This is a genomic window from Streptomyces sp. NPDC111802, assembly GCF_055634335.1.
In genome coordinates this window covers 77,808-103,494 of sequence record NZ_JBVKCZ010000006.1, presented here as the reverse complement: position 1 = coordinate 103,494, position 25,687 = coordinate 77,808, and the positions used below count along the sequence as shown (strand labels likewise).

Genomic DNA, 25,687 nt, shown 5'->3' with positions numbered 1-25,687 from the left:
ACCATTTCCTTCAGGTTAACGACCGCTAACCTCCCTGTCTAGAATTGCTTTCATGGCAACCAGAACCGACGCCCCCACCCGCCGCGAACAGATCCTCAAGGAGGCCGCGCGGCTCTTCGCCGAGCGTGGCTTCCACGGCGTCGGTGTCGACGAGATAGGCGCCGCCGTGGGTATCAGCGGCCCCGGTCTCTACCGGCACTTCGCGGGCAAGGACGCGATGCTCGCCGAGCTGCTTGTCGGCATCAGTGGACAGTTGCTTACGGGGGCGAAGCGGCGCCTCGCGGAGGCCGACGGGGTGCCGGCCGAGGCGGTCCTCGACTCCCTCATCGAGGGCCACATCGACTTCGCCCTCGACGACCGTCCCCTCATCACCCTGCACGACCGCGAGCTGGACCGCCTGCGCGACAGCGACCGCAAGCTCGTACGACAGCTGCAGCGGCAGTACGTCGAGCTGTGGGTGGAGGTGGTGCGCGAGGTGTACCCGGAGCTGACGGAGCCAACGGCCCGCTCGGCGGTGCACTCGGTGTTCGGACTGCTCAACTCGACGCCCCATCTGGGACGGCCGGGGGCGCTGCCGGGACGCGGGGTCACCGCGGTGCTGCTGCACCGGATGGCTCGGGGGGCGTTCGGGGCGGCGGGCGCGGTCGGCTGAGCCAACGTCGGCACGCGGATGGCGGCGGATGGCCCAGGCGGTCTCACTCAGTCGGCCTCGCAGCCGATGCCGTCCCCGTCACGGTCGAGCCGGTGCGGGTCGTCCGAGCCGACCCAGACGGGGCCTGGCAGGTCCGCGCAGTCCACATCGGGGACGCCCGCGGGGGGGACCGGGCGGCAGGCCGGGGTTTGCCGGGCTGCTCGGAGGTGGGGGCGGGGTGTCCGCGGGCGGGGGCGGGGTGTCTGAGGGCTTCGGTGTCCCGGCGCATGCGCTCCACAGTCCGGCGCCGGCTCGGCGGGCGGCTTTCTGGGCCCGGGAGATCGTGGACCAGTACTTGTCGTTGGGCGGGTAGAGAACGGCCTCGGCGTGACCGGAGCGGACGAGGGACTTGTTGACGAAGACGTTCTTCTCGTTCCACAGGTACAGCAGGTAGCGGCCGTAGCGGTCCTTGAGCTGGTCGTCGCGTACGGCGTGCGCGGTGCTGCCCTTGGGCAACAGCGCACGGGTGCGGGCGGTGGCGGGCTTCGCGTAGCAGGTGCCGCGCTCCGGCGTGTCGATCTCCAGAAGGCGCACACGGACCACGGTCTTCTTCGGCACGATGCGGTCGTCGCCGCGCACTTCGACGGTGTCGCCGTCGATGACGCGGCGTATCACCACCGTCGGTGAGGACGCCTTTGGCGGGTCGGGGGGATCGTCGCCCGTCTGGCCGCCGGTGGTGGCCATGACCTCACCGCCTGCCAGGGCGGGCGATTCGAGCGCTCCGAGACCGCCCAGGCTGGGAAGGCCGAAGACGATCACGAGAGGGACGGTCCAGGAGCGGCTGAGGTGGCGCATGGCGACCCCCGGAGGCCGAGCGGTTCCGGCTGTTCCAGTAGAGCACCGCCCCGGCCGAACCGCGACGCGATGACGCTGTCGGGCACGAGCGTGACGAGCGTTACGGGGAGGGACCTCTGGACGGTTGTTGATACTCGCCGGTACGGTGAGTGAGCAAGCGCTTAGACATGTACCGGTGGAGGTGGACGGCGTGCGCCGTACGGTGTTCAACGAGGATCACGAGGCGTTCCGGGAGACCATCCGGGCCTTCATCGAGGCCGAGGTCGTCCCGGTCTACGACGAGTGGTTCGCGGCGGGCCAGGCGCCCCGCGACTTCTACTACAAGCTCGCCGAGCTCGGCGTCTTCGGCATCCGCGTCGACGAGGAGTACGGCGGCGCCGGCATCGACTCGTACAAGTTCGAGGCGGTGATGTACGAGGAGACCTCCCGCGCGGGTGTGCAGTTCGGCGGCTCCGGCGTGCACGTGCTGCTCGGTCTGCCGTACATCAAGATGCTCGCCAGCGACGAGCAGAAGAAGCGGTTCCTGCCGAAGTTCGTCTCCGGTGAGGAGATGTGGGCGCTCGCGATGACCGAGCCCGGCACCGGCTCCGACCTCGCGGGCATGAAGACCACCGCCAAGCTCTCCGAGGACGGCACGCACTACGTCCTCAACGGCGCCAAGACCTTCATCACCGGCGGTGTCCACGCCGACCGCGTGATCGTCTGCGCCCGCACCGACGCGCCCAGCGCCGAGGACCGCCGCCACGGCATCTCCCTGTTCGCGGTGGACACCAAGGCCGAGGGCTACTCCGTCGGCCGCAAGCTCGACAAGCTCGGTCTGAAGACCTCCGACACCGCCGAGCTGGCGTTCGTCGACGTGAAGGTCCCGGTCGAGGACCTGCTCGGCGAGGAGAACAAGGGCTTCTACTACCTCGGCCACAACCTGGCCTCCGAGCGCTGGGGCATCGCCTTCGGCGCCTACGCGCAGGCCAAGGCTGCCGTCCGGTTCGCCAAGGAGTACGTCCAGGAGCGCACCGTCTTCGGCAAGCCGGTCGCCGCCTTCCAGAACACCAAGTTCGAGCTGGCCGCCTGCCAGGCCGAGGTCGACGCGGCCGAGGCCGTCGCGGACCGCGCGCTGGAGGCCCTGGACGCCGGCGAGCTGACGCCCGCCGAGGCCGCCTCCGCGAAGCTCTTCTGCACCGAGGTCGCGCACCGCGTGATCGACCGCTGCCTCCAGCTGCACGGCGGCTACGGCTTCATGAACGAGTACCCGATCGCCCGCCTGTACGCGGACAACCGCGTCAACCGCATCTACGGCGGTACCAGCGAGATCATGAAGTCGATCATCGCGAAGGACATGGGACTGTAGGACATGGGCCGGTAAGGCCCCTGTAATTACCTGCCAGTAGAAAAGGTGCCATGAACGAGGCACTACAGGGTCTCCTCGATCTGCTCGACCTGGAGCAGATCGAGGAGAACATCTTCCGCGGCCAGTCCCGCTCCGCCGTCGTCCCGCGCGTCTTCGGCGGCCAGGTCGCGGCCCAGGCGCTCGTCGCCGCCGGCCGCACGGTCCCCGCGGACCGGCCCGCCCACTCCCTCCACGCGTACTTCCTGCGCATGGGGGACCCGGGCGCGCCCATCGTCTACAACGTCGACCGCATGCGCGACGGCCGCTCCTTCACCACCCGCCGGGTGGTCGCCGTCCAGCACGGCAAGCCGATCTTCGCGCTGTCGGCGTCCTTCCAGACGTACGAAGAGGGCCTGGACCACCAGGCCCCGATGCCGCCCGCGCCCGACCCGGAGACGCTCCCCACCTCCGAGGAGCGGCTGCACGACTACGACCACCTCGACCCGGCGGTCGTCGAACGGTTCCTGGAGGCACGCCAGGCGGTCGACCTGCGCTATGTCGACGAGCCGCCGTACGGAAAGTTCGGTGAGCCCCGCGAACCGCACTCCCAGGTCTGGTTCCGCACCAACGGCAAGCTCGCCGACGACCCGCTCCTGCATGTCGTACTCGCCACCTATGTCTCTGACATGACCCTGCTCGACTCGGTGCTGCTCGCGCACGGCCGGGGCGGCTGGGCCGTCGGCGATGTGGTCGGGGCCTCGCTGGACCACGCGATGTGGTTCCACCGCCCGTTCCGGGCGGACGAGTGGCTGCTGTACGACCAGGAGTCGCCGTCGGCGTACGGCGGACGCGGGCTCGGGCAGGCCCGTATCCACACGCAGGACGGGCGGCTGGCGGTGTCGGTGATCCAGGAGGGCGTGGTCCGCGTTCCGCGCTGACGGACCGGTGATCCGGCGAATCCGGCGAATCCGGCGAATCCGGCGAATCCGGCGGATCAGGCGCGGGTCGCGTTCCGCAGCCGGGCGAAGGACGTGTCCAGCCCCCGCTTCAGCAGCTCCGCCGCCGGACGCTCCACGCACCGGTGGACCAGCCGGCTCAGCACCAGGAACCCGGCGATCACCACGGCGATCAGCAGCCGGGGGTCCATGGTGTCCCGCAGCCGGTTGATCAGCGCCGTACCGGCGAGGTAGTGCGTCAGATAGAGCGGATACGTCAGCGCGCCCGCGGTGACCAGCCACTTCCAGCGGACGCGGTCCGTGAAGCCCAGCGCGACGGCGACCATGAACAGCAGGAACACCGTGTATATCAGCGCGCTGCCGCGCCAGCCGGAGACATGCTCGACGGACTCGATCCGGCGCCCGATCTCGACCTGCGCCATCAGCCACGACAGGGTCAGCATGCCCCACAGCAGCAGGTCCTGACCGAACCGGTACATCAGGTACAGCACCAGCCCGGCGATGAAGAACCAGGCCGCGACCGGGTTGACGAGCAGGATCATCAGACGGAGCTCGGAGATCGGCGCGAGCATCGCGGCGGTGCCCCAGACGCAGCAGAAGACCACGACTCTTCGGTACGTGAGCCCCATCGCGACGACCACCAGGAAGAGGAGGTAGAACCGCAGCTCCGTCCACAGGGTCCAGTAGACGCCGTCGACATGCGGCGAGGCCGAACCGGACTGGAGCATCGTGAGGTTGAGCAGGATGTCCCGCAGCCGCAGCCGCTCCCACACCCCCGGCAGGGCCACGATGACGGCCGTGGTGAAGGCGATGGCGAACCAGTACGCCGGGTAGAGCCGGATCACCCGGGAGACGAAGAACTGCCGCGGAGTGCGGCCCCAGCACGACATGCAGATCACGAAGCCGCTGATGACGAAGAAGATCTCGACGCCGATCCAGCCGTAGGTCGAGAAGCGGAAGACCGTGGGCATGATCTCGGACACCGGTCGGCCCCAGACCGGGTTGCCGGGCTGGTCGAGACGGTCGGTGCCGGCGTAGTGGTGCACGGCCACCAGTACGGCGGCGAGCAGGCGGACGCCGTCGATGACGTACAGCCGGCGTCCCTCCCGCGGGGGAGGCGCCGAGTGCTTCCGTATCCGGGCCGGGCGCGGCGGGAGTTCGCCCGCCGCCTCGGCGAGAGGGGGGAGCGGCTGTGCGGGAAGCCCTGCGTATCCACTGTTCAAAGCGTGCATCAGCACCATCCGTTCCCCTGAAACGCTCTGTCACTTCCGTTTCCGGTTGAACAGACAGAGACGTGTCTCAGGGGGATGTGTGCAGGGCTGTGACCTCCATCAAGAAATCCCACAGGGTTCGCCGAGATTTCAACGAGGTCGAGTACAACTCCTACTCGACCAGGCCCGCTTCGCCCAGCAGATACGCCGTCATCGGGTCGTAGTAGCGCGGGCTGACCACGTGGTCGTCCAGCGGCACCACCACCTGCACGGTCCCCTCCGCCTCCGCGAGGAACAGCGCCGGGTCGTTGGAGTCGGCGTAACCGACGGAGTCGATTCCGTGCTGCCCTGCGTATCCGGCCCAGCCGTGGTCGGCCACGACCAGGTCCGGCAGCGGACGTCCCTCGCGCTCAAGTCCCTTGAGGATGGCCTTCATCGGCTCCCCGGAGTGGGTGTGCCAGAGGGTGGCGCCGTGTTCGAGGACCGCGACGTCCGCGAACTGCATGACGTAACCCTCGTCGGTCTGGAGGCCGTCCGGGATCACGACGATCTCGCAGCCCGCGGCGCGCAGCGCGTCCGCCGTCGCGCGGTGGACGTCCAGCAGACCGCCCGGGTGGCCGGTCGCGAACAGGACCCGCTGGCCGCCGTCCGCCGCCTTGCGCAACCGGGCCGCCATGCGCTCCAGCGCGGCCACCGTCAGCTCGGGGTCGATGGTGTCCTGGCCGTGGCGGTGCTCCGCGTCGTCGTTCACACCGACGCGTTCCGCCATCACCGCGAGGACGTCCTGCTCGTCGGTCCAGCGGTCGCCGAGCTCCAGGCCGAGCCAGTAGTGGCGGTCGCCGTTCGCCAGCTTGCGGTAGTGGGAGAGGTTGTTCTCGCGGGGAGTGGCGACGTCGCCCGCGATACGGGTTCTGACTAGGTGGTCGACAAGCTCGGCGCGGCTGGGTGTCCCGGGTATCGGCATGGTCCCCATTGTGAGGCAGACAACTGTCGGAACGCCCGAGTCCGGGGTGCGTGCGACGCGGGTCACTGTACGGATCATGGCTCGATGCGGCGCAGGGCGAACCACAGCTCCATCCGTACGTCCGGGTCGTCCAGGTCCGTGCCGAGCAGCGCCGCGCAGCGGGCGATGCGCTGGCGGACGGTGTTGCGGTGGACGGAGAGGGCCACCGCGGTGCGGTCCCAGCTGCCGTGCAGGGAGAGCCAGGTGCGCAGGGTCTCCGTCAGGGGCGGGGCGAGGGGCGCGAGAAGGGTGCGGGCGTGGGTCTCGGCCTCGTCGGGGGAGAGCAGGTCGGAGAGGGCGGGCCGGTGAGTGCCGTGCCGGTACAGCGGGATGCGGGTCGCTCGCGCCCGGGACAGGGCGCGGGCCGCCTGGGCGTCGGCCGAGGGCCAGTCCCGGGCGGCCGCGGGGGCGCTGACGCCCAGCGTCCAGCCGGGCTGCGGGGACGGTTCGCGGTCCGCCGGGACGAGGACGCGTACGACGTCCCGCGCCAGGTCGACCAGCGGGGAGCCGAGCGCGGCGCCCAGCGCGGAGGCGGCCACGGCGTCACAGGGCTGTGCGTCGGGCCGGCCGTGCACCACGAACCGGCGGTCACCGCCGAGCAACGGGGCCACCGCCTCCGGCCCGGCCCCCAGCAGCAGCCGCACCAGCGCCGACGAGCGCGCCGCACCCGAACCGCTCTGGTGCTCGCCGGTGAGGAGCGAGAGCAGCACCGCGGCGACGGAGGCGATGGTGTGATCGCCGGTGTCCCGGCGCGGCGCGGCGACCCCGAGCACGAACCCCTGCCCGGCACCGAGGGCGTAGGCGGCGAGGTGAGTGCCGGCGGCGGTGTCGGCGGCGGAGGTGGGGGTCCCCGGCCCCGAGGGCCGCACGACTTCGGCGAGCGCGGCCAGGGCTGCGGCGACGGAATCCTGCGGCTGGTGGCCGGCCGTGCCGTTCTGGGGTGGCTGGTGTGTCGGGTCGCTTGCCGTGTGCTGTGGGAGCCGGGGGTCTGCTCCGTCGTGCGGTGGCTGGGCTGTGTTGCCGCTTGCCGTGTGCTGCGTGCCTGTCGACTCGCTCGCCGTCAGCTGCGGGTCCTGGCCTGTCGCCCTGTCCGTCGGCCTCTGGCCGGGCGATCGGCTGGCCGTGTGCTGCGGGTCCTGGCCTGTCGCCCTGTCCGTCGGCCTCTGGCCGGGCGATCGGCTGGCCGTGTGCTGCGGGTCCTGGCCTGTCGCCCCGTCCGTCGATCTCTGGCCGGGCGATCGGCTCGCCGTGTGCTGCGGGTCCTGGCCTGTCGCCCCGTCCGTCGGCCTCTGACCGGGCGATCCGCTCGCCGTGTGCCGCGGGCTCGGCGATCCGCTCGCCGTGGCCTGCGGGCCGGGCCGCGTCGGTCCAGTCCGTGGCCTCCGTCCCGCCGAGGCGACCTCCGTCCCCTCCGGGCCGTACAGGACCGCCCAGCCCTCCACCCGCTGGGCCAGTTGCCGCAGCACCGCGCGTACCGGGTCCGGGCGGGAGGCCGCCGCCGCAAGGCTCTGCTGGGCCTCTGTCACTCGGCGTAGTTCGGCGTGGCGGGCCTGGGCCATCAGTTGCCAGACCGCGCGGGCCACGCCGGAGAACGTGGTCCGGGGCGGGACCTCCAGGAGCGGGAGTTGGTAGGTGTCGCACGCCTCGACCAGGGCGCGCGGGACCGTGTCGTGCACGGGAGCGAGACCGAAGCCGAGGGCGGCGCCGCCCGCCTCGACGATGCGCGAGACGTAGTCGTCGAAGTAGGTACCCGAACCCGCCGCCTCGGGGATGTGGACGCCGGCCGTCAGCAGCAGCTCGCCGCCCAGCAGATACGGATACGGATCGGCCATCTCCGAGGTGTGCGCCCAGTGGATGGCCGTGTCCCGGTCCGGCGGCCCGGCGATCTGGCGCAGGCCCAGGTCCTCGCGGGCCAGCAGCGCCGAGAGCGGTACCGGTGGAGTGGGCGGAACGGCGGGATCCGGCATTGGATGATTCCTACACTTGCGCAATTTCAGATGGATGAAACGTACACTTCGCAGTCACTTTCCGGCCACCTACTGTCGTTCCAGACCGGCAGCCGCGGGTACGGGCGGATGTCCCCGCGAACCGCTGCCGAGCGTCCCCACCCCCCATTTGCACGACACGCCACCGGGATGTGCGCAAAGGAGGCCCCACATGGCCGTCGACTACACAGTCATCGTCGTCTATCTGGCCGGCATGCTGGCCATGGGCTGGTGGGGCATGCGCCGCGCCAAGTCCAAGAGCGAGTTCCTGGTCGCGGGCCGCCGGCTCGGCCCGACCATGTACTCCGGCACCATGGCCGCGATCGTCCTCGGCGGCGCGTCCACCATCGGCGGTGTCGGGCTCGGCTACCAGTACGGGCTCTCCGGCGCCTGGATGGTGTTCACCATCGGCCTCGGGCTCCTCGCCCTCTCCGTCTTCTTCTCCGCCCGCATCGCCCGTCTGAAGGTCTACACCGTCTCCGAGATGCTCGACCTTCGCTACGGCGGCCGGGCCGGCGTCATCTCCGGTGTCGTCATGTGGGCGTACACCCTCATGCTCGCGGTCACGTCGACCATCGCGTACGCCACGATCTTCGACGTCCTCTTCGACATGAACCGCACCGTCGCGATCGTCCTCGGCGGCTCCATCGTCGTCGCCTACTCGACCCTCGGCGGCATGTGGTCGATCACCCTCACCGACATGGTGCAGTTCGTGGTGAAGACCGTCGGCGTGCTGCTTCTGCTCCTGCCCATCGCCGTCGTCAAGGCCGGCGGGTTCAGCGAGATGAAGGCCAAGCTGCCGACCGAGTACTTCGACCCGCTGGGCATCGGCGGCGAGACGATCTTCACCTACGTCCTGATCTACACGTTCGGCATGCTCATCGGGCAGGACATCTGGCAGCGCGTCTTCACCGCCCGCAGCGACAGGACCGCCAAGTGGGGCGGCACCGTCGCCGGCACGTACTGTCTCGCCTACGCCCTCGCCGGCGCCGTCATCGGCACCGCGGCCAAGGTGCTCTACCCCAAGCTCGCCAGCCCGGACGACGCCTTCGCGACCATCGTCAAGGACGAACTCCCCGTCGGTGTGAGGGGCTTGGTGCTGGCCGCCGCCCTCGCCGCCGTGATGTCCACCTCCTCCGGCGCGCTCATCGCCTGCGCGACCGTCGCCAACAACGACATCTGGTCACGTCTGCGCGGAGCGGTCCGCCCGGCCGAGGACGCGCACGACGAGGTGAAGGGCAACCGTGCCTTCATCCTCATCATGGGCCTCGCCGTGATCGTTACGGCCATTGCGCTGAACAACGTCGTCGAGGCACTGACCGTCGCCTACAACCTCCTGGTCGGCGGACTGCTCGTGCCGATCCTCGGCGGACTGCTGTGGCGCCGCGGCACCGCGCACGGCGCACTCGCCTCGGTCGTGGTCGGCGGCGTCGCGGTGATCACCCTGATGGCGACCCACGGCATCCTGGCCAACGAACCGGTCTACTACGGCCTGCTGTCTTCCCTCGCCGCGTACATCGCCGTCTCCTTGATGACGAAGCCCACCGACGCGGCCGTACTCGCCGCCTGGCGTGAGCGTCTCGCCGGGCGGGACCCCGAACTCGTGTCCGAACCGGTGCCGGCTCACCAGTAGAGTCATAGGCAGATATCCCGCATACGCGATGAAGCGTAGGAAAGAAGGCATTTCCCTATGAGCAGCAACGAGACGCCCCGCGGCCCCGTCGACTCCTCCCGCATCCCGCGGTACGCGGGCCCCGCGACCTTCGCCCGGCTCCCGCGCCTCGACGAGGTCGGCCGCGCCGACGTCGCCGTGGTCGGCGTGCCGTTCGACTCGGGCGTCTCGTACCGGCCGGGCGCCCGCTTCGGCGGCAACGCGATCCGCGAGGCGTCCCGGCTGCTGCGCCCGTACAACCCGGCGCAGGACGCCTCGCCCTTCGCCCTGGCGCAGGTCGCCGACGGCGGCGACATCGCGGTGAACCCCTTCAACATCAACGAGGCCGTCGAGACCGTCGAGGCCGCCGCCGACGAGCTGCTCGGCACCGGCGCCCGACTGATGACCCTGGGCGGCGACCACACCATCGCGCTGCCGCTGCTGCGCTCGGTCGCCAAGAAGCACGGCCCGGTCGCCCTGCTCCACTTCGACGCCCACCTCGACACCTGGGACACCTACTTCGGCGCCGAGTACACCCACGGCACGCCCTTCCGGCGCGCGGTGGAGGAGGGCATCCTCGACACCTCCGCCCTCTCCCACGTCGGCATCCGCGGCCCGCTGTACGGCAAGCAGGACCTGACCGACGACGAGAAGATGGGCTTCGGCATCGTCACCTCCGCCGACGTCTACCGCCGCGGCGCCGACGAGGTCGCCGACCAGCTGCGCCAGCGCATCGGCGACCGCCCGCTCTACATCTCCATCGACATCGACTGCCTCGACCCGGCCCACGCGCCCGGCACCGGCACCCCCGAGGCCGGCGGCATGACCTCGCGCGAGCTGCTGGAGATCCTGCGGGGCCTCGCGTCCTGCAACCTGGTCTCGGCAGACGTCGTCGAGGTGGCGCCCGCGTACGATCACGCCGAGATCACGTCGGTGGCCGCGTCCCACACGGCGTACGAACTGACCACGATCATGTCCCGCCAGATTGCAGAGGCACGCGCGAAGTGACTCACGACCACGACCTGGTACTCCGCCCCACCGCCGCCCAGACGGAGGGCGCGCTGAACCCTCCCCCCGGCCGCAACGGCGGGGACCTGGTCGTGGAGACGCTGGCGGCGCTCGGCGCGACGACCGCCTTCGGCCTCCCCGGCCAGCACGCGCTGGGCATGTTCGACGCCCTGCGCCGCAGCGATCTGCGCTACATCGGCCTGCGGGTGGAGAACAACGCCGGGTTCGCGGCGGACGCGTACGGCCGGATGACGGGCGAGGCGGCCCCGCTGCTGCTGTCGACCGGGCCGGGCGCGCTGACCTCACTGGCGGCGCTCCAGGAGGCGGCCGCGGCGAGTGCCCCCGTGCTGGCGATCAGCAGCCAGATCCCGACGGCGGGACTCGGCGGCGGCCGCCATGGCTATCTGCACGAACTCCCGGACCAGGCGGCGTCGTTCAGGGGCGTGGTGAAGTCGGTCCACACCGTGCGCACCCAGTCCCAGATCCCCTCCGCGATCGAGGCGGCCTGGAAGTCGGCGCTCACGGCCCCGCACGGCCCGGTGTGGGTGGAGATCCCGCAGGACGTGCTGCTCGCCCAGACGTCGATCCCGGTCGTGACGGGCGGCGACGCCTTCCCCGAGGAGCTGCCGCCGCGCCCCGAACTGACGGCGGTGGCGGCCGATCTGCTGTCGAAGGCGGCCCGTCCGGCGATCATCGCGGGCGGGGGAGTGGTACGGGCGGACGCGAGCGGCAAGCTGCGGCAGCTCGCGGAGCTGATCCAGGCCCCGGTGGTCACCACCCCCGGAGGCAAGGGGGCGTTCCCCTGGAAGCACCCGCTGTCGCTCCAGTCGTGGATCGAGGACCGGTACACCACCGACTTCCTGGAGGACGCCGACGTACTGCTGGTGGTGGGCTCCGGACTGGGTGAACTGTCCTCCAACTACCACACGTTCAAGCCGCGGGGCCGGGTCATCCAGATCGAGGCGGACCTCGGCAAGCTGGAGTCCAACCACCCGGCCCTCGGCATCCACGCGGACGCGCGCCTTGCGTTGCAGGCGTTGCTGGAGACAGTGCAGGAGCGTACGGATCCGTCCGCGCCGGAGCGCGTCCGTGAGGTCCTCGCGAAGGTCGCCGAGCGCATCGCCGCGCAGGAACTCACCCTGGAGCAGCAGGTGCTGGCGGCGGTACGCCATGCCCTGCCCGCCGACTCCCCGTCCTTCTGGGACATGACGATCCTGGCCTACTGGGCCTGGTCGGCCTTCGACGCCAAGGGCCCCAACCGCCTGCACTCCGCCCAGGGCGCCGGCGGCCTCGGCTACGGCTTCCCGGCGGCGCTCGGCGCGGCGGTCGCGGATCCGACCCGCCCGGTGCTCGCGGTGTCCGGCGACGGCGGCGCCCTGTACTCGATCGCCGAGCTCGCGACCGTCCGCCAGTACGACCTGGACGTCACCTGGCTCATCGTCGACGACGGCGGCTACGGCATCCTGCGCGAGTACATGACGGACACCTTCGGCGAGGCCACGGCGACCGAACTGACGCGTCCGGACTATGTGGCGCTCGCCGAGTCCTTCGGCGTCCCCGGGGTCCGTACGACCCCGGAGACACTGGAGGCCGACCTGGCGAAGGCGCTGTCCGAGCCGGGGCCGTCGGTGGTCGTACTCCCGGCGGTGCTGCGGATGTTCGCGCCGACGCACCTTACGACGTGACGGCCGGCTCAGCGGTCCGGTCGCGGGTGTCGTCGACGTGGTCGCGGTTGTGGCAGGCGTCGTCCACGGCGGGGCCGGTCAACGGCAGGGCCCATGGGACGAGCGCGAGTGCCTCCTTGCAGAGGCCGGCGCTGGAGTAGCCGGCGATGTTGATACGACCCCGGTCACCGTCGTCGGCGTGGGCCGGGGCGGTGAGTACGAGGGCTGCCATGGTGAGCGCGGCGAGCGCGCTGATCTTTTTCATGGCCGGGTCAACGGCATCAGATCGGCGCAGGTCACTCCGCTACACAGGTGGTGACCGAACGCGCCAGGGCCGACGAGGACCCTGGCGCGTCTACGGGCGACTGAAACAGGCGGCTGAAACAGAGGTGGCCTACCAGATCGCCTCGACCCACTCCGGGTGGTCGATGAACGGGTTGCGGTTGCCCTGGTAGGAGTCGTAGATGACCTCGTTGCGGCGCTCCTCGAAGGCGTCCGGCGGGTCCTCGTCGTTCCAGGCCTTCAGGACCGAGAGGCGGCCGTGGTACGGGACGCTGCCGTTGGTGACGGCGTCGTTGGGCTCCAGGTCGGGCCAGCTGTCGTCGCCCTCGTAGCGGACGGCCATGTAGAGGACCATGCGGGCCACGTCGCCCTTGACGGCGTCGCGCGGCTCGAAGGAGTTGGAGTCGGTCAGGCTGCCGCCGGAGTTGGTGAAGCTGCTGCCGCCGTTGTCGAAGTCCTTGTTGCCGCGGATGCTGTTGACCTGCACGTCCTCGGGGCGCAGATGGTGCAGGTCGGTGCCCGGGCCGGCGGAGGTGCCGAAGTCGCCGTGGGACTGGGCCCACACGTGCTCGCGGTTCCAGTTGCCGGTGCTGCCGCCGTTCAGGGACTTGCTGCGGGAGATGCCGCTGTACAGCAGCTTCACGTTGCTGCTGTTGTTCGGGTCCTGGTCGGTGACCTTCAGCGCGTTCCAGACGGCCGAGTACGAGATCGTCGTCTGGTCGCTGATGATCGTGTGCAGCGAGTCCTTCAGGGCCGTGCCGGACTTGCCGATCGCGTCGGCGTAGTACGTGTCGTCGTACTCCGTCGTCGTCGCCGCGGCCGGGGAGGCGGTGAGCGCGGGGGTGGTGAGGCCGACCAGAACGGCGGCCGTCGTCAGCGCCACTGACTTCCAGCGGCTGCGGCGTATGTGTGTCGCCAGCATGTGGGGTTCCCATCTACGCGGGGATCTACGCGGGTTGAATGAGGCGGCAAACGGGAGCGTGGCATGGACATGCAGTGAAGTCGAGGGCTTGCACGTGTCCATTGGGTGACGGGAAACGGCAAATCGGGGTTTGTCTACGCGAGTTGATGCGCCGAGACGGCCCCCGGCGGGTGCCGGGGGCCGTTGGGTGCGGAGTTGGTCGGGTCAGCTGACGTCGGAGGGGTCCAGGCGGTAGATCGACGACTCCGTGGACGTACTGCTGTTGTCCGACTCGGAGTTGGAGGTCGAGCTCTTGCTGTACTCGCTCTCCTTCACCGCCGTGCCGTTCTTCGAGCAGCCACTTGGCGCTGTCCTGGTGCTCCTTGAGATAGGCGATCAGCTCGGTACCGGCGCCGCCGCCCATACGGCCACCGCGCATACCACTGGGCTGGCCGCCGGAGGCCGTCTCGCCGATGCCGCCGGGAGCCTGGCCGTTCCGGCCGCCCTGTTGTTACCGTCCCCCGCATGGCTGAACTGATCGCTCCCACGGGACGGCTGCATTCCTCGTGGCTCACGGCGCGTGACGAGTGGCAGCCTGGCGCTCACCAGGACGGGACCGGCCTGCGTCTGGTTGGTGACGATGACCTCGACAGCCCGGAAGGGTTCGCCTCATGGGTCGAGCGACTACGGCAGCAATCGGACCGGTCGCTGCCTGTCGGGGAAGGACGCGTCCACGCCACCCACTGGTGGATCGTCGACGGCGAGACGTACCTCGGGGCCATCGACCTTCGGCACTATCTGAACGCCTTTCTGTTGGAAGGCGGCGGACACATCGGCTACAGCGTTCGGCCTTCCGCCAGGAGACGCGGACTGGCCACGTGGGCGCTGGGAGCGGTTCTGCTCGAGGCGCCGGCGCTCGGTCTGGACCGGGTCCTCCTCACCTGTGACGACGGCAACGTCGGCTCGGCGCGCACCATCGAAAGCAACGGCGGCGTCCTCGAAGATGTGCGCAGCACCGAAACGGGGGTCAAGCGCCGTTACTGGATCACTCTCGATGACGCTGGTCACAGCCATTCATTGAGGGCCGCGACAAGGACGGTCGCCTCGTAGCGGACCGCTACCGGTAGTTGGTCCCGGGTGGCCGTGTCCCCGTTCTGTCTCACCTGGCCTGCTCGTGCGTCGGCGTGAAGCCGGATAGGGGCTGTGGGCTGGTCGGGCGGGCGTTGTCCGGGGCGGTCACTCGCGCCGGCTGGCGCGGTCGGCGGTGAGGTGGGCCTCGAAGCCGTCGAGGAGGGACTGAAGACCGAACGCGAAGGTGTTGTCCGGCGCTGCGGCGTACTCCGTGGCGGCCGTGGTGTCGAGGCGCTCGCGCAGGCGCGGGAATTGCATGGCGGTCTCGGTGGCGCGTGTCATGGCGTCGGCCATCAGTTGCTCGACGTCTGCGCCGTTCTTGCTCAGCCGGCGGTTCAGCGAGACCTGCGCGGCGGGGCCGAGTGCGCTGCCGAGCACGAAGGTGAACACGGTAGCGGCCGCCCGGTCCGCGTCGGCGGCGGCGAAGCCTGCCTTTTCGTAGATGGCGAGGCTGAGGTCGTTGTTCCGGGCCTGGCCGGGTCCGTGCAGCAGGTGGCTGCCGAATGCCTGGACGAGCCAGGGGTGCCGGGTGAGCATCGCGTGCATGCTGGAGGCATGGGCGGTGGCGGCCGTGCGCCAGTCTGCGGCGTCGAGATCGGGCAACTCGACCTCGTGCCAGATCGCGTCGCCGGCGAGTCGGACCAGGTCGTCCTTGGTCTTGATGTGCCAGTAGACGGCCGTGGCGGCCGAGTCAAGCCGTTTCGCCAGGCTGCGCATGTTGAGGCCGTTCAGCCCCTCGTCGTCGAGCAGTTCGATGGCCGCACGGACGATCCGGTCTGCGGTCAGTGTGTCTCGAGGCATAGCCACCACACTACTTGAACTTAGTTCATGCCGAGTCTTGCACTTTGTTCGAGTGGCGGTCTACGCTGCTCTCGCACTTAGTTCAAGTGCCCGAAGGGGGAGCAATGCTGCACAAGCTGTCGGAGTTCGTCAAGGCGCAGGCCACGGAGCTCGGAGTTCCTGGTGTCGCCGTCGGGGTGCTCCTGGACGGCCTGGAGATCTACGCCTCGCACGGCGTGACGAGCCTCAGCAACCCGCTGCCGGTCGACGCGAAGACGCTGTTTCCTCTGGCGTCGGTGTCCAAGACCTTCACGGCGACCGCGCTGATGCGCCTGGTCGCCGAGGGGAAGGTGGACCTGGACGCGCCGGTGCGGCGCTATGTCCCCGAGTTGAAGCTCGCCGACGAGCAGGCTGCGGCGCAGATCACCGTCCTGAACCTGCTCAACCACACCGCGGGCCTGGACTGGAACCTGATCGACGACGGCGAGGGCGACCGCTCCCTGGCCGGGCTCGTGGCGAAGCTGCCTCAGCTACCGCTGATCGCATCGCCCGGGGCCCGCGCCTCGTACAGCCAGGCCGGATACAACCTGGCCGGACGGATCATCGAGAAGGCCACAGGCCTGCCCTTCGAGCAGGCCGTGGCCTCGCTCGTCCTGGAGCCGGTGGGCCTTGCGGACACCGTGTACGGCCTGTCCGAGGTGATGGTCCGCAAGTTCGCCGTGGGGTACAACCGCGGCGACGACGGCGAACTGCACCCCGCCCGGCCCTGGGGAGCGTTCAAGGAAGGCGCGCGCGGCGACAACCCCGGTGGCGGCCTCGCCTCCTCGGTGAGCGATCTACTGCGCTGGGCCCGGTTCCAACTCGGCGACGGCGATGGCGTCTTGCCTTCCCAGGCACTGCACCGCATGCGGGAGCAGACGGTCGAGCTGCGCGCCAGCACCCTCGGTGACGGCTTCGGCATCTGCTGGTTCCTGCACGACCTGGACGGCCTCCACGGGATCGGCCACGGCGGCTCGGGCAACGGCCAGTTCGCCGAGCTGCTCATCGTGCCCGAGCGCAACTTCGCGGTGGTCTCCCTGGCCAACGCCGGCCCGGACGGCTATCCCTTCAACCAGTCCGTCGTGCGGTGGGCGCTCGAGCACTACCTCGGCGTCGTCGAGAAGACGGCGGAGCCGATCCCGTACGACGGGGCAAAGGCCCAACAGGTCGTCGGCCACTACGAGATCGACGCCATGAACCTCGACATCGCCACCGACGGCACCCGCCTCACCCTGGCGGTCGGGATCAAACCGGAGATCCGCGAGGCATCGGACGAGGAAATGCCCCCGGACTACCCGGCCGCGGCCATCGGCTTCCTTCCCGGAGACGGCGACGAGTACATCGTCACTGAGGGCGGCCTCAAGGGGCAGCGCGGCTACTTCTCCCGTGACGTCAACGGCTCAGTCACAGGCGTCGACCTCGCCAGCCGGCTCTTCACCCGGGTCACGGACGTAGCCTGATCCAACGCAGGAAGGGGGGTCCGAGCGGCCGCCCCTGCCTGCACCCCGAACCGACGACAGCGCCAATGAGTGCAGTCACCAGAGGAGAGGTCCTGTTAGTGCCGTGACTCCTTGATGGCCGTGATGAAGGCCGACCAGTTGGTGGGGGAGAAGAGCAGTGCCGGGCCGTGCGCGTCCTTGGAGTCGCGGACGGGTATGCCCCAGGGGTGGTTGTCGAGGACTTCGAGGCAGCTGCCGGCGTTGTCATCGCTGTGGGACGACTTGCGCCAGCCGCTCAGCACGGCCGCGTTCGGGATGGTTCGGTCAGCCATGGTGTCCGTACTCCTCAGCAGTGGCCCTGAGCAGGGCCAGTGACTCTTTCTGCGGCAGCGCGTCGCTCAGCGCTAGGTCGTAGCGATGCTGCCACTTCCGGACCACAGACGGGGAATCGTGCAACCTCCCCGCATGCCCGCCTTCACCGTATGCCAGCGGTGGCTGGTCCTCGAACCACATCAGCGTGAGCATGCTGCCCATGAGCGGATGAAAGCCCACGTGAAACGGCATCAGATGCACGCGGATACGTCCAGTCTCGGCGAGCCGAACCACGTGCATGATCTGCTCCGCCATGATGTCCCCGCTGGCCACTGGGCGTCGCAGCAGCGTCTCGTCCAGCAGCGCCCACACTGCGGGAGTCAGGGGATCTTCGAGGATCTTCGCGCGCTCAAGGCGTGTGACGACGCGCCTGTCACACTCCTCTTCGCTCACTGGAGGGAACACCGACCCCAGAAGCGCACGTGCGTACCTTTTGGTCTGGAGGATGCCTGGGAAGTACGTCAGGCCGAACTCCCGGATCATCACCGCCTGTTGTTCGAGTACACGCACCGCCTCGAAGTAGTCGGCGATCGACACCTCGTCGTCTTGCGGCAGAAAACTGCTCAGCACATTCCCCGTGCCCAGCGCCCTGTCCAGCCGTAGCGCGTCCTCCTTGGACGGCACCCGCCGCCCCGCCTCGATATGAGCGATGTGCGAACGCGTCATGATCGCCCGGTCGGCCAGCTGCTGCTGCGTCAGTCCCGCCGTCTCGCGCTGCTGCCTGAGCCAGTCACCGTACGTGTTGCTCATGGCCAACTCCCTTGCGACGAATGCCTGGTCACACGCAACCCCCTGGCGAGCCTAGACCGAGGCATCTCAGTCTGTGAGCGGATCGCTACACAACGCGATACGTCGACTGAATGGGAACGGAGTTCACCACATGGGTCATCTCATCGCCCGCCTCTTCCAGCCGTTGCTACGGCGTCTGCGCCGCCCCGGCCGACCCGCCCAGTGCCTCAACTCCGGGTCCGACCAACCCCCGTACGTACCCGGGGTCGGTGTCGGATCGATCGGCGTGCCCTCGGTGATCGTGCGGGGCGCCAGGTGACGGGAGACAACTACGGCGGGGGCGGCGGCGTGCGACTGCTGCCTTGGGCAGGGGCAGGGGGTAAGCCGTGCTACCTGGTGAGCGACGGTACCGGGCCCGTCTCCCGTCTGGCTGACATCGTCGAGGGCGTGCAGCTCGACATGGTCGACGAGCTCCTCGCCCACGCGGCCGACATGCTCGCCGACCGTCGGGTGACGCCCGCGCAACTACGGTTCCTGCTGGCCCGGATGGGAGAGGCGTTGACCGATGTCCGTCGCATCGCGGAGAGCCGGGGTGCGCGGTCTCAGGCGGTCGGCCGACCGGTCAGCAAAGGATCCAGCCCTTGCTCACCGACCCCCGCCCCACCCGGCCCTTCACCCACACACAGCGCTGGCCGGCGTGGACCGTGACCGGGCCGGCCCGGCGGGTGCGCAGGCCCTCGTCCACGACCGGCCTGGCCCGGTACGCCTGGACGCTGACCTTCATCCACTGTCTGCGGCCGGGGTCCTTGGGCAGGGTGATGGCGCAGACATAGCCGCCCCGCTTGTAGACGTACAGGGTGCCTGTCGAGAAGAGGTACGTCCTGACCTTGCGTCCCTCGCAGTGCGTGGGGGCGGCGGCGTGTGCCTGTACCGGGGCCGCGACCGCGAGTACTCCGGACGCGGTCAGCAACGCCAGGCCGACCGCCACCCGTCGGCGTATCGCACCTCTGTCCACTGTTTGTCCTCCCCGTACACCGGCAACGAGCGTACTGGTGTACGGACGCACGACGTATGCCGGATGGTTGCACGACCGTCAGGCCGGCACGATCACCGGGTCGCCCCGACCGGCTCCTCCGGCTCGGCCTGGCCGAGGAAGGTCCGCCACAGCTCGGCGTACCGCCCGCCCCGGGCCAGCAGCTCCTCGTGGGTGCCGTCCTCGGCGACCCGGCCGTGGTCCATCATCACGACCCGGTCCGCACGGGCGGCCGTCGTCAGACGGTGGGCGACCACCAGGGTGGTGCGGCGGCCCGCCAGCCGGTCCGTCGCCTGGTTGACCTGCGCCTCCGTGGCCAGGTCCAGCGCGGCCGTCGCCTCGTCGAGGAGCAGGACGTCGGGGTCGACCAGCTCGGCGCGGGCCAGCGCGATCAGCTGGCGCTGGCCGGCGGAGAGGTTGCGGCCGCGCTCGGCCACCTCGTGGAGGTAGCCGCCGTCGAGGGTGGCGATCATCTCGTGCGCGCCGACCGCGCGGGCCGCGGCCTCGACCTGGGCGTCCGTCGCGTCGGGGCGGCCGTAGGCGATGGCGTCACGGATCGTGCCCTGGAAGAGGTACGCCTCCTGCGGGACGACCCCGAGACGGTGGCGGTAGGACGTGAGGTCCAGGGAGCGCAGATCCGTGCCGTCCACCGTGACCCGGCCGCCGGTCGGGTCGTAGAAGCGCGCCACCAGCTTCACGAGCGTTGACTTGCCGGCGCCCGTCTCGCCGACGAAGGCCACCGTCTGCCCGGCGGGGATACGCAGGTCGATGCCGCTCAGCGCCGCGTCCTCCCCGTCGGCACCCCCGTACTTGAAGTGCACGTCCTCGAAGGCGACGTCACCCCGCAGCGACAGCACCTCCAGCGGCTCCTCGGCCGCTTTCGTCGACGTGGGCTCCCGCAGCAGCTCCTGGATGCGGCCGAGCGAGACCGTGGCCTGCTGATAGCCGTCGAAGACCTGGGAGAGCTGCTGGACCGGGGCGAAGAACAGGTCGATGTAGAGCAGGTACGCCACCAGCGCGCCGGTCGTCAGCGTCGCGTCGTCGATCCGGCCGCCGCCCACGATCAGCACCGCCGCCACGGCCGCCGACGACAGGAACTGCACGAAGGGGAAGTAGATCGAGATCAGCCACTGGCCCCGGATACGGGCCTGGCGGTAGCTGTCGCTGCGCTCGGCGAACCGCGCGCCGCCGTCCCGCTCGCGCCGGAAGGCCTGCACGATCCGCAGTCCGGACACCGACTCCTGGAGGTCGGCGTTCACCAGCGACACCCGCTCCCGGGCGAGTTCGTACGCCTTCACACTGGCCCGGCGGAAGTAGTACGTGGCGACGATCAGCGGGGGCAGCGTCGCGAAGACGACGAGCGCGAGCTGGAGGTCGATCACCAGCAGGGCGCCCATGATGCCGAAGAAGGTGACGACGGAGACGAACGCCGTGACCAGGCCCGTCTGGAGGAAGGTCGACAGCGCGTCCACGTCCGTCGTCATCCGCGTCATGATCCGGCCGGTCAACTCCCGCTCGTAGTAGTCGAGTCCGAGCCGCTGGAGCTGGGCGAAGATCTTCAGGCGGAGGGAGTACAGGACACGCTCGCCCGTACGGCCGGTCATGCGCGTCTCGCCCACCTGCGCCGCCCACTGCACGATCACCGTGAGCAGGCCCAGCAGGGACGCCGCCCAGACCGCGCCGACGGCCGCCGCCGTGACACCGTCGTCGATGCCGTGCCGGATCAGGACGGGCAGCAGCAGCCCCATGCCGGCGTCCACGGCGACCAGGCCGAGACTGATCAGCAGGGGCCGCCCGAACCCTCGTAGCAGCCGCTTGAGGCCGTACGACTCCTCCGCGCGCACCGCACGCGCCTCGTCGATTTCGGGGATGTCCGTCGCCGGGGGCAGCGCCTCGACCTGGGCGAGCAGCTCGGGCGTGGCCGGGGACTCCGTGAGCGCCAGGTCCTTGGGCTCACGGTCGCCGGTCCACAGCCGCGGGGTCACGCCGCGCTCGGCGTCGAACTCCGCGTCCAGTTCGGCGCGTACGGAGGTGTCCTCCTGGGGACAGGAGGGCTGGGCGTGACCGGGGGAGACGCCGCCGAGCTCGTCGGGGTCGGTGAGGAGGCGGCGGTAGAGGGCGGAGCGCTCCTGGAGTTCGTCGTGGGTGCCGATGTCGGCGAGGCGGCCCGCGTCGAGGACCGCGATACGGTCGGCCAGGCCGAGCGTGGAGCGCCGGTGGGCGATCAACAGAGTGGTCCGGCCCTCCATGACGTGCTTCAGCGCCTCGTGGATCTCGTGCTCGACCCGGGCGTCCACCGCCGAGGTCGCGTCGTCCAGGACGAGGAGCCGGGGGTCGGTGAGGATCGCGCGGGCGAGCGCGACGCGCTGACGCTGGCCGCCGGAGAGGGTGAGGCCGTGCTCGCCGACCTTGGTGTCGTAGCCGTCGGGCAGCTCGGCGATGAAACGGTCCGCCTGGGCGGTGCGGGCGGCTTCGCGGATCTCCTCCTCGGTGGCGTCGGGGCGGCCGTACGCGATGTTGTTGCGGACCGTGTCCGAGAAGAGGAACGAGTCCTCGGGGACCAGTCCGATCGCGGCCCGCAGCGATTCGGAAGTCAGCTCGCGGACGTCGTGGCCGCCGACGAGGACGGCGCCGTGCGTGACGTCGTAGAAGCGCGGCAGGAGCAGGGAGACCGTCGACTTTCCGGAGCCGGAGGAGCCGACGACGGCGAGGGTCTCGCCGGGGCGGATCTCGAAGCTGAGCCCGTCGAGGACCGGGCGCTCGTCGGCGTAACCGAAGGAGACGTCGTCGAACTCGACCGTCGCGGGCGCGTCGGCGGGCAGGGTCTTGCTGCCGTCCTTGATCGACGGCTCGGTGTCGATCAGCTCCAGCACCCGCTCGGTGCCCGCGCGGGCCTGCTGCCCGACCGTGAGGACCATGGCGAGCATCCGGACCGGGCCGACCAGCTGGGCGAGGTAGGTGGAGAAGGCGACGAACGTGCCCAGCGTGATGTGCCCGCGCACCGCCAGCCAGCCGCCGAGCGCGAGCATCGCGACCTGGCCGAGGGCCGGGACGGCCTGGAGCGCCGGGGTGTACCTGGAGTTGAACCGGATGGTGCGCAGCCGCCCCGCGAAGAGCCGCCGGCTGACCTCCCTGAGCTTCCCGGTCTCCTGCTCCTCCTGCCCGAACCCCTTCACCACGCGTACGCCGCTGACGGCGCCGTCGACCACGCCCGCGACGGCGGCGGCCTGGGCCTGGGCGTACCAGGTGGAGGGGTGCAGCTTGGTCCGGCTGCGCTTGGCGATCCACCACAGGGCCGGGGCGACCGCGAGGGCGACCAGCGTCAGCGGCAGCGACAGCCATGCCATGACGACCAGGGAGATCAGGAACAGCGCGAAGTTCCCGATGGTCATCGGGAGCATGAAGAGCAGGCCCTGGATCAGCTGGAGGTCGCTGGTGGCGCGTCCGACGACCTGCCCGGTGGACAGCTCGTCCTGCCGTCGCCCGTCGAGCCGGGTGATCGTCCCGAACATGTCGGTCCGCAGATCGTGCTGGACGTCGAGCGCGAGACGGCCGCCGTAGTAGCGGCGGACGTAGGTGAGGACGTAGACCGCGAGCGCGGCGGCCACCAGCAGGCCCGCCCAGACGGCCATGGAGCGGGTGTGGCCGCCGATGACGTCATCGATGATCACCTTCGTGATCAGCGGGACGATCGCCATCACGGCCATGCCGGCGAGGGAGGAGCCCAGGGCAAGGACGACGTCCTTGGGGTAGCGCCAGGCATAGCCCCACAGTCGTTTTGCCCACCCCTGCTGCGTCACCACGCCGGTGCCCTCCGTTCGTCCTGATCTACCGGAAGGCACCAACGCTGATGGCGGGGGATTTCATCCCTCCGTCGCGGTCGGCGACCGATCAGATACCGATCAGATACGGAGACGCAGGTGGTAGAAGCGTGTGGTCTGCGCCGCGTTCTGGTTGTCGTCGCTGACCAGCAGCACCTTCAGGCGGCCCTTCGAGTACCCCGTGATCGCCATGCCCTCGATGTTGTCGAGCAGCGGGTTCGGCTGGGGCTGCTTGGCGGTCGCTCCCAGTGACGGGCAGCTCACGATGTCGGTGAGCAGCGTCTTCTTGATCAGGTGTACGCCGTCCTGGCCCGTGAGGTTCTCGACGCCGCCGGTGTCCGTGGCGCGGCGCGGGTCGGCCAGATACAGGCGGACGGTGTTGCCGACGCCGGCGGTGAAGCCGCGCTCCAGGACCAGGAGGCGGCCGTCGGGAGTCGCCTGGACCTCGGGGACGCCGAGACCGGAGTCGGCGCGGTAGGCGTACTGGCGGCCGAGCTCGAAGTGGCCGTCCCCGGTCCGCCGCCAGGTCTGGAAGCGGACGACGCCCGCGCTGTCACCGGAGAGCGCGTACTCCATCGACGCGAGCAGGGTGCGCCCGCCGGGGAGCAGGGTCAGGCCCTCGAAGGTGCCGTTGGGGACGGCGCGGCCCGCGGGGGCGACCTTCAGCGCGTCCGGCACGGGGAGGCGGTCGAGGATCCTGCCGTCGCGGGAGTAGCGGCGTACGGACGGCTCGGTCTCGGAGGAGATCAGCCGGGTGCCGTCGCGGTCGATCACGAGGCCCTCCGAGTCGAGGGCGGCGCCGCTCTCGTCGGCGAGCGGGACGACGGCCTTCGGCGCGAGCGTCTTCGCGTCGAGGCCGAAGAGGGAGGAGCGGTCGGAGAGGGCCGCGAGGGAGCCGTCGCGGTCCAGGGCGAGCGCGGAGAAGTTGCCGACGAAGGTGCCCTCGTACGTCGTCTTGTCGAGCGCGTCGGAGAAGCGGTCGATGGAGACGGAGGGGGAACAGGCGTGGCTGCCCTGCGCGTTGGCGTGGGCGTTCGCCGGGCCGGCGGCGGTCAGGCAGGTGGCCGCCGCCAGGGCCGCGGTGGCGGTCGAGAGTACGGATCTCAGGCGCATGGGGTCACCGTAGGGCGGGTCGGTGACGCGGGGGAGACCGGCTCATGAAGCGTGGCCCGCTTCAGGGTCGGCTCGTCGCCAGGTCCCTGTGGATGGCCCTGGCGACGCCCTGGATGGTCGTGATGCCGTAGTTCATGGTGCTGTTGCCGTGAGTGAGCACCGTCATCGTGTAGTCGTGGCCGCGGCCCTTGAAGGCGCCGACGCTGTGCACCCGCCAGCCGTTGGTGGCCCGCTGCAGCCAGCCGTTCTTGACGGCCACGGAGACGCCGGACGGCACTCCGTACGGTGTGCCCCAGCGCTGCCCGGGGACGACCTCGCTCATCAGCTTCAGGATGTAGGCGCGGGAGTTGTCGCTGAGCACCTCGTTGCCGACCGTGATGAGCTCCAGCAGCTTCTGCTCGTCGGTGACGGTGATCTGGGTCAGGCCCCAGTAGCCGTCCGCGCCGGGCCTGGTCCGGGTCATGCCGGCGGCGGCGAGGAAGGCCTTGATCTTCGTCATGCCGAGCTGCTTCCAGAGCGTCCTGGTCGCGGCGTTGTCCGACAGGACGATCATCGCCCTGCTCAGGGACACCTCGCGGTCGGTGAGATAGCGGTCGTCGTTCTTGGCGTCCCACAGCAGCGCGGCGAGCACGGTGACCTTGGTGATGCTGGCCGAGTCGTAGGCACGGGAGGCGCGCAGGGAGCAGGTGGTGTCCGTGGCACGGTCGTGGAGGCCGACCGCGACTGTGCCCTCGCGGTTGGTCAGAGCGGCGGTGATGTCCCTCTCCAGCTTGCCCGCGAGGCCCGCCTTGGCGGAGGTGCAGCGGACGTCGGCAGCGGCCGCCGCGGCGGGGAGGACGGCGGCGAGGGACGCCATGACGACACCGGCGCCCACACTTGTCGCGACGACCGCTCTCGCACGTCTGGAACCGCCTGTTGACCGGGGTGACTTGGGCATCGACGACATGCTAGGTGAGCGGACCCGCGACCACCGTGAACCCGGGCCCGAGGTGGTGCGGCCGTGGCGGACCCCGTGAGGTCTCTGAGGTGCGCGGGCGGACCGGGCCGGTCACACCGGCCGTGCGCATCCCACCGGCTTCTCGCCGCCCAGTTGGACGTACAGGGCCGTCGACAGCGGGCAGTCGACGCGCTCGTCGACGGACTTCGTCACCTTGTACTCCGGTTTCTGCTCGCCCTTGCCGTCGCACGAGGTCTCGCGCACCTGGCCGTCGCCGGAGTTGTAGACGCAGTCGCCGACGATCGTGCGGGGGCCGCCTCCGCCGCCGGGGTCACCCGGATGGGGCGGGGAGAGGTTGCGCATGCAGGCGTAGCCCTGGGGGATCGCGCCGTCGCCGTCCTCGTCGGACGTCCGGCTCTGTTCGCTGATGTGCAGCACGAAGTCCGTGGTCCCGGGGCACAGCGGGCCGTCACCCACCCGGCCGTCGTGCCGGGCCACGACCCGCGCCGCGGCCCGCTCGCCGGCACAGGGCACCTCGGTGAAGCTCGTCGTACCGAAGGAACTGCACTCGTCGACGCCGAGGAAGACGGCGCCGTAGCCGGCGGGCAGGGTCGGAGGGATGACCTGCCGCCCACTCTCGCTCGCGCTCGTGCTCATCCCGGGCCGCCCGTCCCCCTTCTCCGTCGCCCCCGACGCGCCCTGACACCCCGTCAGCAGCGCGACGAGCAGCACCGGCAACGCCCAGGCCACCCCCACCGCACTTCTCTCGCGCATCGCACTCCCCCCGGGTACCCCCGTCCAGCGTGGCCCGTCGCGGCG

At 70.2% G+C, this 25,687-nt stretch carries 24 protein-coding genes; 10 read left to right on the top strand and 14 right to left on the bottom strand.

Features of this window, described 5'->3' with window-relative positions; all coding sequences use genetic code 11:
* Positions 1–52: 52 nt before the first annotated feature.
* Positions 53–652 (top strand): SACE_7040 family transcriptional regulator, encoded by a 600-nt coding sequence (locus ACZ7NC_RS08165; RefSeq protein WP_471485996.1) that lies wholly within the window; start codon positions 53–55, stop codon positions 650–652.
* 78 nt (positions 653–730) lie between these two features.
* Here the strand turns inward: ACZ7NC_RS08165 and ACZ7NC_RS08160 are convergent, their stop codons facing one another.
* Entirely contained in the window at positions 731–1,486 is a 756-nt protein-coding gene (locus ACZ7NC_RS08160; protein WP_471485995.1) for a thermonuclease family protein, read from the bottom strand.
* Positions 1,487–1,676: 190 nt separating this feature from the next.
* Here ACZ7NC_RS08160 and ACZ7NC_RS08155 point away from each other — a divergent pair, with 190 nt between their 5' ends.
* Positions 1,677–2,834, top strand: a complete 1,158-nt coding sequence (locus ACZ7NC_RS08155; protein ID WP_471485993.1) for an acyl-CoA dehydrogenase family protein — start codon at positions 1,677–1,679, stop codon at positions 2,832–2,834.
* A gap of 50 nt (positions 2,835–2,884) precedes the next feature.
* Positions 2,885–3,751: an acyl-CoA thioesterase gene (locus ACZ7NC_RS08150; protein WP_471485991.1), complete on the top strand. Its 867-nt coding sequence runs from the start codon at positions 2,885–2,887 to the stop codon at positions 3,749–3,751.
* Positions 3,752–3,807: 56 nt separating this feature from the next.
* Here ACZ7NC_RS08150 and ACZ7NC_RS08145 read toward each other — a convergent pair whose 3' ends face one another.
* The 3 genes from ACZ7NC_RS08145 to ACZ7NC_RS08135 all read right to left on the bottom strand — a co-directional run bounded on the left by ACZ7NC_RS08145 (position 3,808) and on the right by ACZ7NC_RS08135 (position 7,950).
* Complete coding sequence (locus tag ACZ7NC_RS08145) at positions 3,808–5,001, bottom strand: acyltransferase family protein (protein WP_471485989.1); 1,194 nt, start codon at positions 4,999–5,001, stop codon at positions 3,808–3,810.
* 151 nt (positions 5,002–5,152) lie between these two features.
* Positions 5,153–5,944 carry a phosphatase gene (locus ACZ7NC_RS08140; RefSeq protein WP_471485988.1) on the bottom strand — a complete coding sequence of 264 codons (792 nt, stop codon included), beginning with the start codon at positions 5,942–5,944 and terminating at the stop codon, positions 5,153–5,155.
* Positions 5,945–6,018: 74 nt separating this feature from the next.
* On the bottom strand, positions 6,019–7,950 hold the full coding sequence (locus tag ACZ7NC_RS08135) for a PucR family transcriptional regulator ligand-binding domain-containing protein (RefSeq protein WP_471485986.1): 1,932 nt from the start codon (positions 7,948–7,950) through the stop codon (positions 6,019–6,021).
* Between the two features lie 190 nt (positions 7,951–8,140).
* Here ACZ7NC_RS08135 and ACZ7NC_RS08130 point away from each other — a divergent pair, with 190 nt between their 5' ends.
* The 3 genes from ACZ7NC_RS08130 to ACZ7NC_RS08120 are packed head-to-tail and all read left to right on the top strand — an operon-like array spanning position 8,141 to position 12,312.
* Positions 8,141–9,601, top strand: coding sequence for a sodium:solute symporter family protein (locus ACZ7NC_RS08130; protein WP_471485984.1), 1,461 nt, complete (start codon positions 8,141–8,143; stop codon positions 9,599–9,601).
* A gap of 57 nt (positions 9,602–9,658) precedes the next feature.
* Positions 9,659–10,627, top strand: coding sequence for an agmatinase (speB, locus tag ACZ7NC_RS08125; protein WP_471485982.1), 969 nt, complete (start codon positions 9,659–9,661; stop codon positions 10,625–10,627).
* Positions 10,624–12,312: a thiamine pyrophosphate-binding protein gene (locus ACZ7NC_RS08120; protein ID WP_471485981.1), complete on the top strand. Its 1,689-nt coding sequence runs from the start codon at positions 10,624–10,626 to the stop codon at positions 12,310–12,312. The genes speB and ACZ7NC_RS08120 overlap by 4 nt, the downstream gene beginning before the upstream one ends.
* Here ACZ7NC_RS08120 and ACZ7NC_RS08115 read toward each other — a convergent pair.
* Positions 12,302–12,556 (bottom strand): hypothetical protein, encoded by a 255-nt coding sequence (locus tag ACZ7NC_RS08115; protein WP_471485979.1) that lies wholly within the window; start codon positions 12,554–12,556, stop codon positions 12,302–12,304. The genes ACZ7NC_RS08120 and ACZ7NC_RS08115 overlap by 11 nt on opposite strands.
* A gap of 129 nt (positions 12,557–12,685) precedes the next feature.
* Positions 12,686–13,495, bottom strand: coding sequence for an endonuclease I family protein (locus ACZ7NC_RS08110; protein ID WP_471485977.1), 810 nt, complete (start codon positions 13,493–13,495; stop codon positions 12,686–12,688).
* Between the two features lie 247 nt (positions 13,496–13,742).
* On the opposite strand from ACZ7NC_RS08110, the gene ACZ7NC_RS08105 reads away from it, so the two are divergent.
* Positions 13,743–14,012 (top strand): hypothetical protein, encoded by a 270-nt coding sequence (locus tag ACZ7NC_RS08105; protein WP_471485975.1) that lies wholly within the window; start codon positions 13,743–13,745, stop codon positions 14,010–14,012.
* Entirely contained in the window at positions 14,000–14,584 is a 585-nt protein-coding gene (locus ACZ7NC_RS08100; protein ID WP_471485974.1) for a GNAT family N-acetyltransferase, read from the top strand. Before ACZ7NC_RS08105 ends, ACZ7NC_RS08100 begins: the two co-directional genes overlap by 13 nt.
* A 126-nt stretch (positions 14,585–14,710) precedes the next feature.
* Here ACZ7NC_RS08100 and ACZ7NC_RS08095 read toward each other — a convergent pair whose 3' ends face one another.
* Positions 14,711–15,406, bottom strand: coding sequence for a TetR/AcrR family transcriptional regulator (locus ACZ7NC_RS08095; protein ID WP_471485972.1), 696 nt, complete (start codon positions 15,404–15,406; stop codon positions 14,711–14,713).
* Between the two features lie 104 nt (positions 15,407–15,510).
* Between ACZ7NC_RS08095 and ACZ7NC_RS08090 the strand changes: the two genes are divergently transcribed.
* A complete protein-coding gene (locus tag ACZ7NC_RS08090) occupies positions 15,511–16,884 on the top strand; it encodes a serine hydrolase domain-containing protein (protein WP_471485970.1) in 1,374 nt (457 codons plus the stop codon).
* A 95-nt stretch (positions 16,885–16,979) separates the two neighbouring features.
* On the opposite strand, the gene ACZ7NC_RS08085 is transcribed toward ACZ7NC_RS08090, so the two are convergent.
* Both ACZ7NC_RS08085 and ACZ7NC_RS08080 read right to left on the bottom strand, forming a co-directional pair.
* Positions 16,980–17,195, bottom strand: a complete 216-nt coding sequence (locus tag ACZ7NC_RS08085) for a DUF397 domain-containing protein (protein ID WP_471485968.1) — start codon at positions 17,193–17,195, stop codon at positions 16,980–16,982.
* Positions 17,188–17,985, bottom strand: a complete 798-nt coding sequence (locus ACZ7NC_RS08080; RefSeq protein WP_471485967.1) for a helix-turn-helix domain-containing protein — start codon at positions 17,983–17,985, stop codon at positions 17,188–17,190. The genes ACZ7NC_RS08085 and ACZ7NC_RS08080 overlap by 8 nt, the downstream gene beginning before the upstream one ends.
* Before the next feature lie 130 nt (positions 17,986–18,115).
* Here ACZ7NC_RS08080 and ACZ7NC_RS08075 point away from each other — a divergent pair, with 130 nt between their 5' ends.
* The gene (locus ACZ7NC_RS08075; protein WP_471485966.1) at positions 18,116–18,283 is read left to right on the top strand and encodes a hypothetical protein; all 168 of its coding nucleotides are present in this window, start codon (positions 18,116–18,118) and stop codon (positions 18,281–18,283) included.
* A 303-nt stretch (positions 18,284–18,586) separates the two neighbouring features.
* On the opposite strand, the gene ACZ7NC_RS08070 is transcribed toward ACZ7NC_RS08075, so the two are convergent.
* From ACZ7NC_RS08070 to ACZ7NC_RS08050, 5 genes are all read right to left on the bottom strand, one after another.
* Positions 18,587–18,979, bottom strand: a complete 393-nt coding sequence (locus tag ACZ7NC_RS08070) for a hypothetical protein (RefSeq protein ID WP_471485964.1) — start codon at positions 18,977–18,979, stop codon at positions 18,587–18,589.
* Positions 18,980–19,071: 92 nt separating this feature from the next.
* Positions 19,072–22,800, bottom strand: coding sequence for an ABC transporter ATP-binding protein (locus tag ACZ7NC_RS08065; RefSeq protein WP_471485963.1), 3,729 nt, complete (start codon positions 22,798–22,800; stop codon positions 19,072–19,074).
* Positions 22,801–22,899: 99 nt separating this feature from the next.
* Complete coding sequence (locus tag ACZ7NC_RS08060; protein ID WP_471485962.1) at positions 22,900–23,931, bottom strand: esterase-like activity of phytase family protein; 1,032 nt, start codon at positions 23,929–23,931, stop codon at positions 22,900–22,902.
* 61 nt (positions 23,932–23,992) lie between these two features.
* The gene (locus ACZ7NC_RS08055) at positions 23,993–24,787 is read right to left on the bottom strand and encodes a serine hydrolase (protein WP_471485960.1); all 795 of its coding nucleotides are present in this window, start codon (positions 24,785–24,787) and stop codon (positions 23,993–23,995) included.
* A gap of 192 nt (positions 24,788–24,979) precedes the next feature.
* The gene (locus ACZ7NC_RS08050) at positions 24,980–25,642 is read right to left on the bottom strand and encodes a hypothetical protein (protein ID WP_471485958.1); all 663 of its coding nucleotides are present in this window, start codon (positions 25,640–25,642) and stop codon (positions 24,980–24,982) included.
* Positions 25,643–25,687 lie beyond the last annotated feature (45 nt).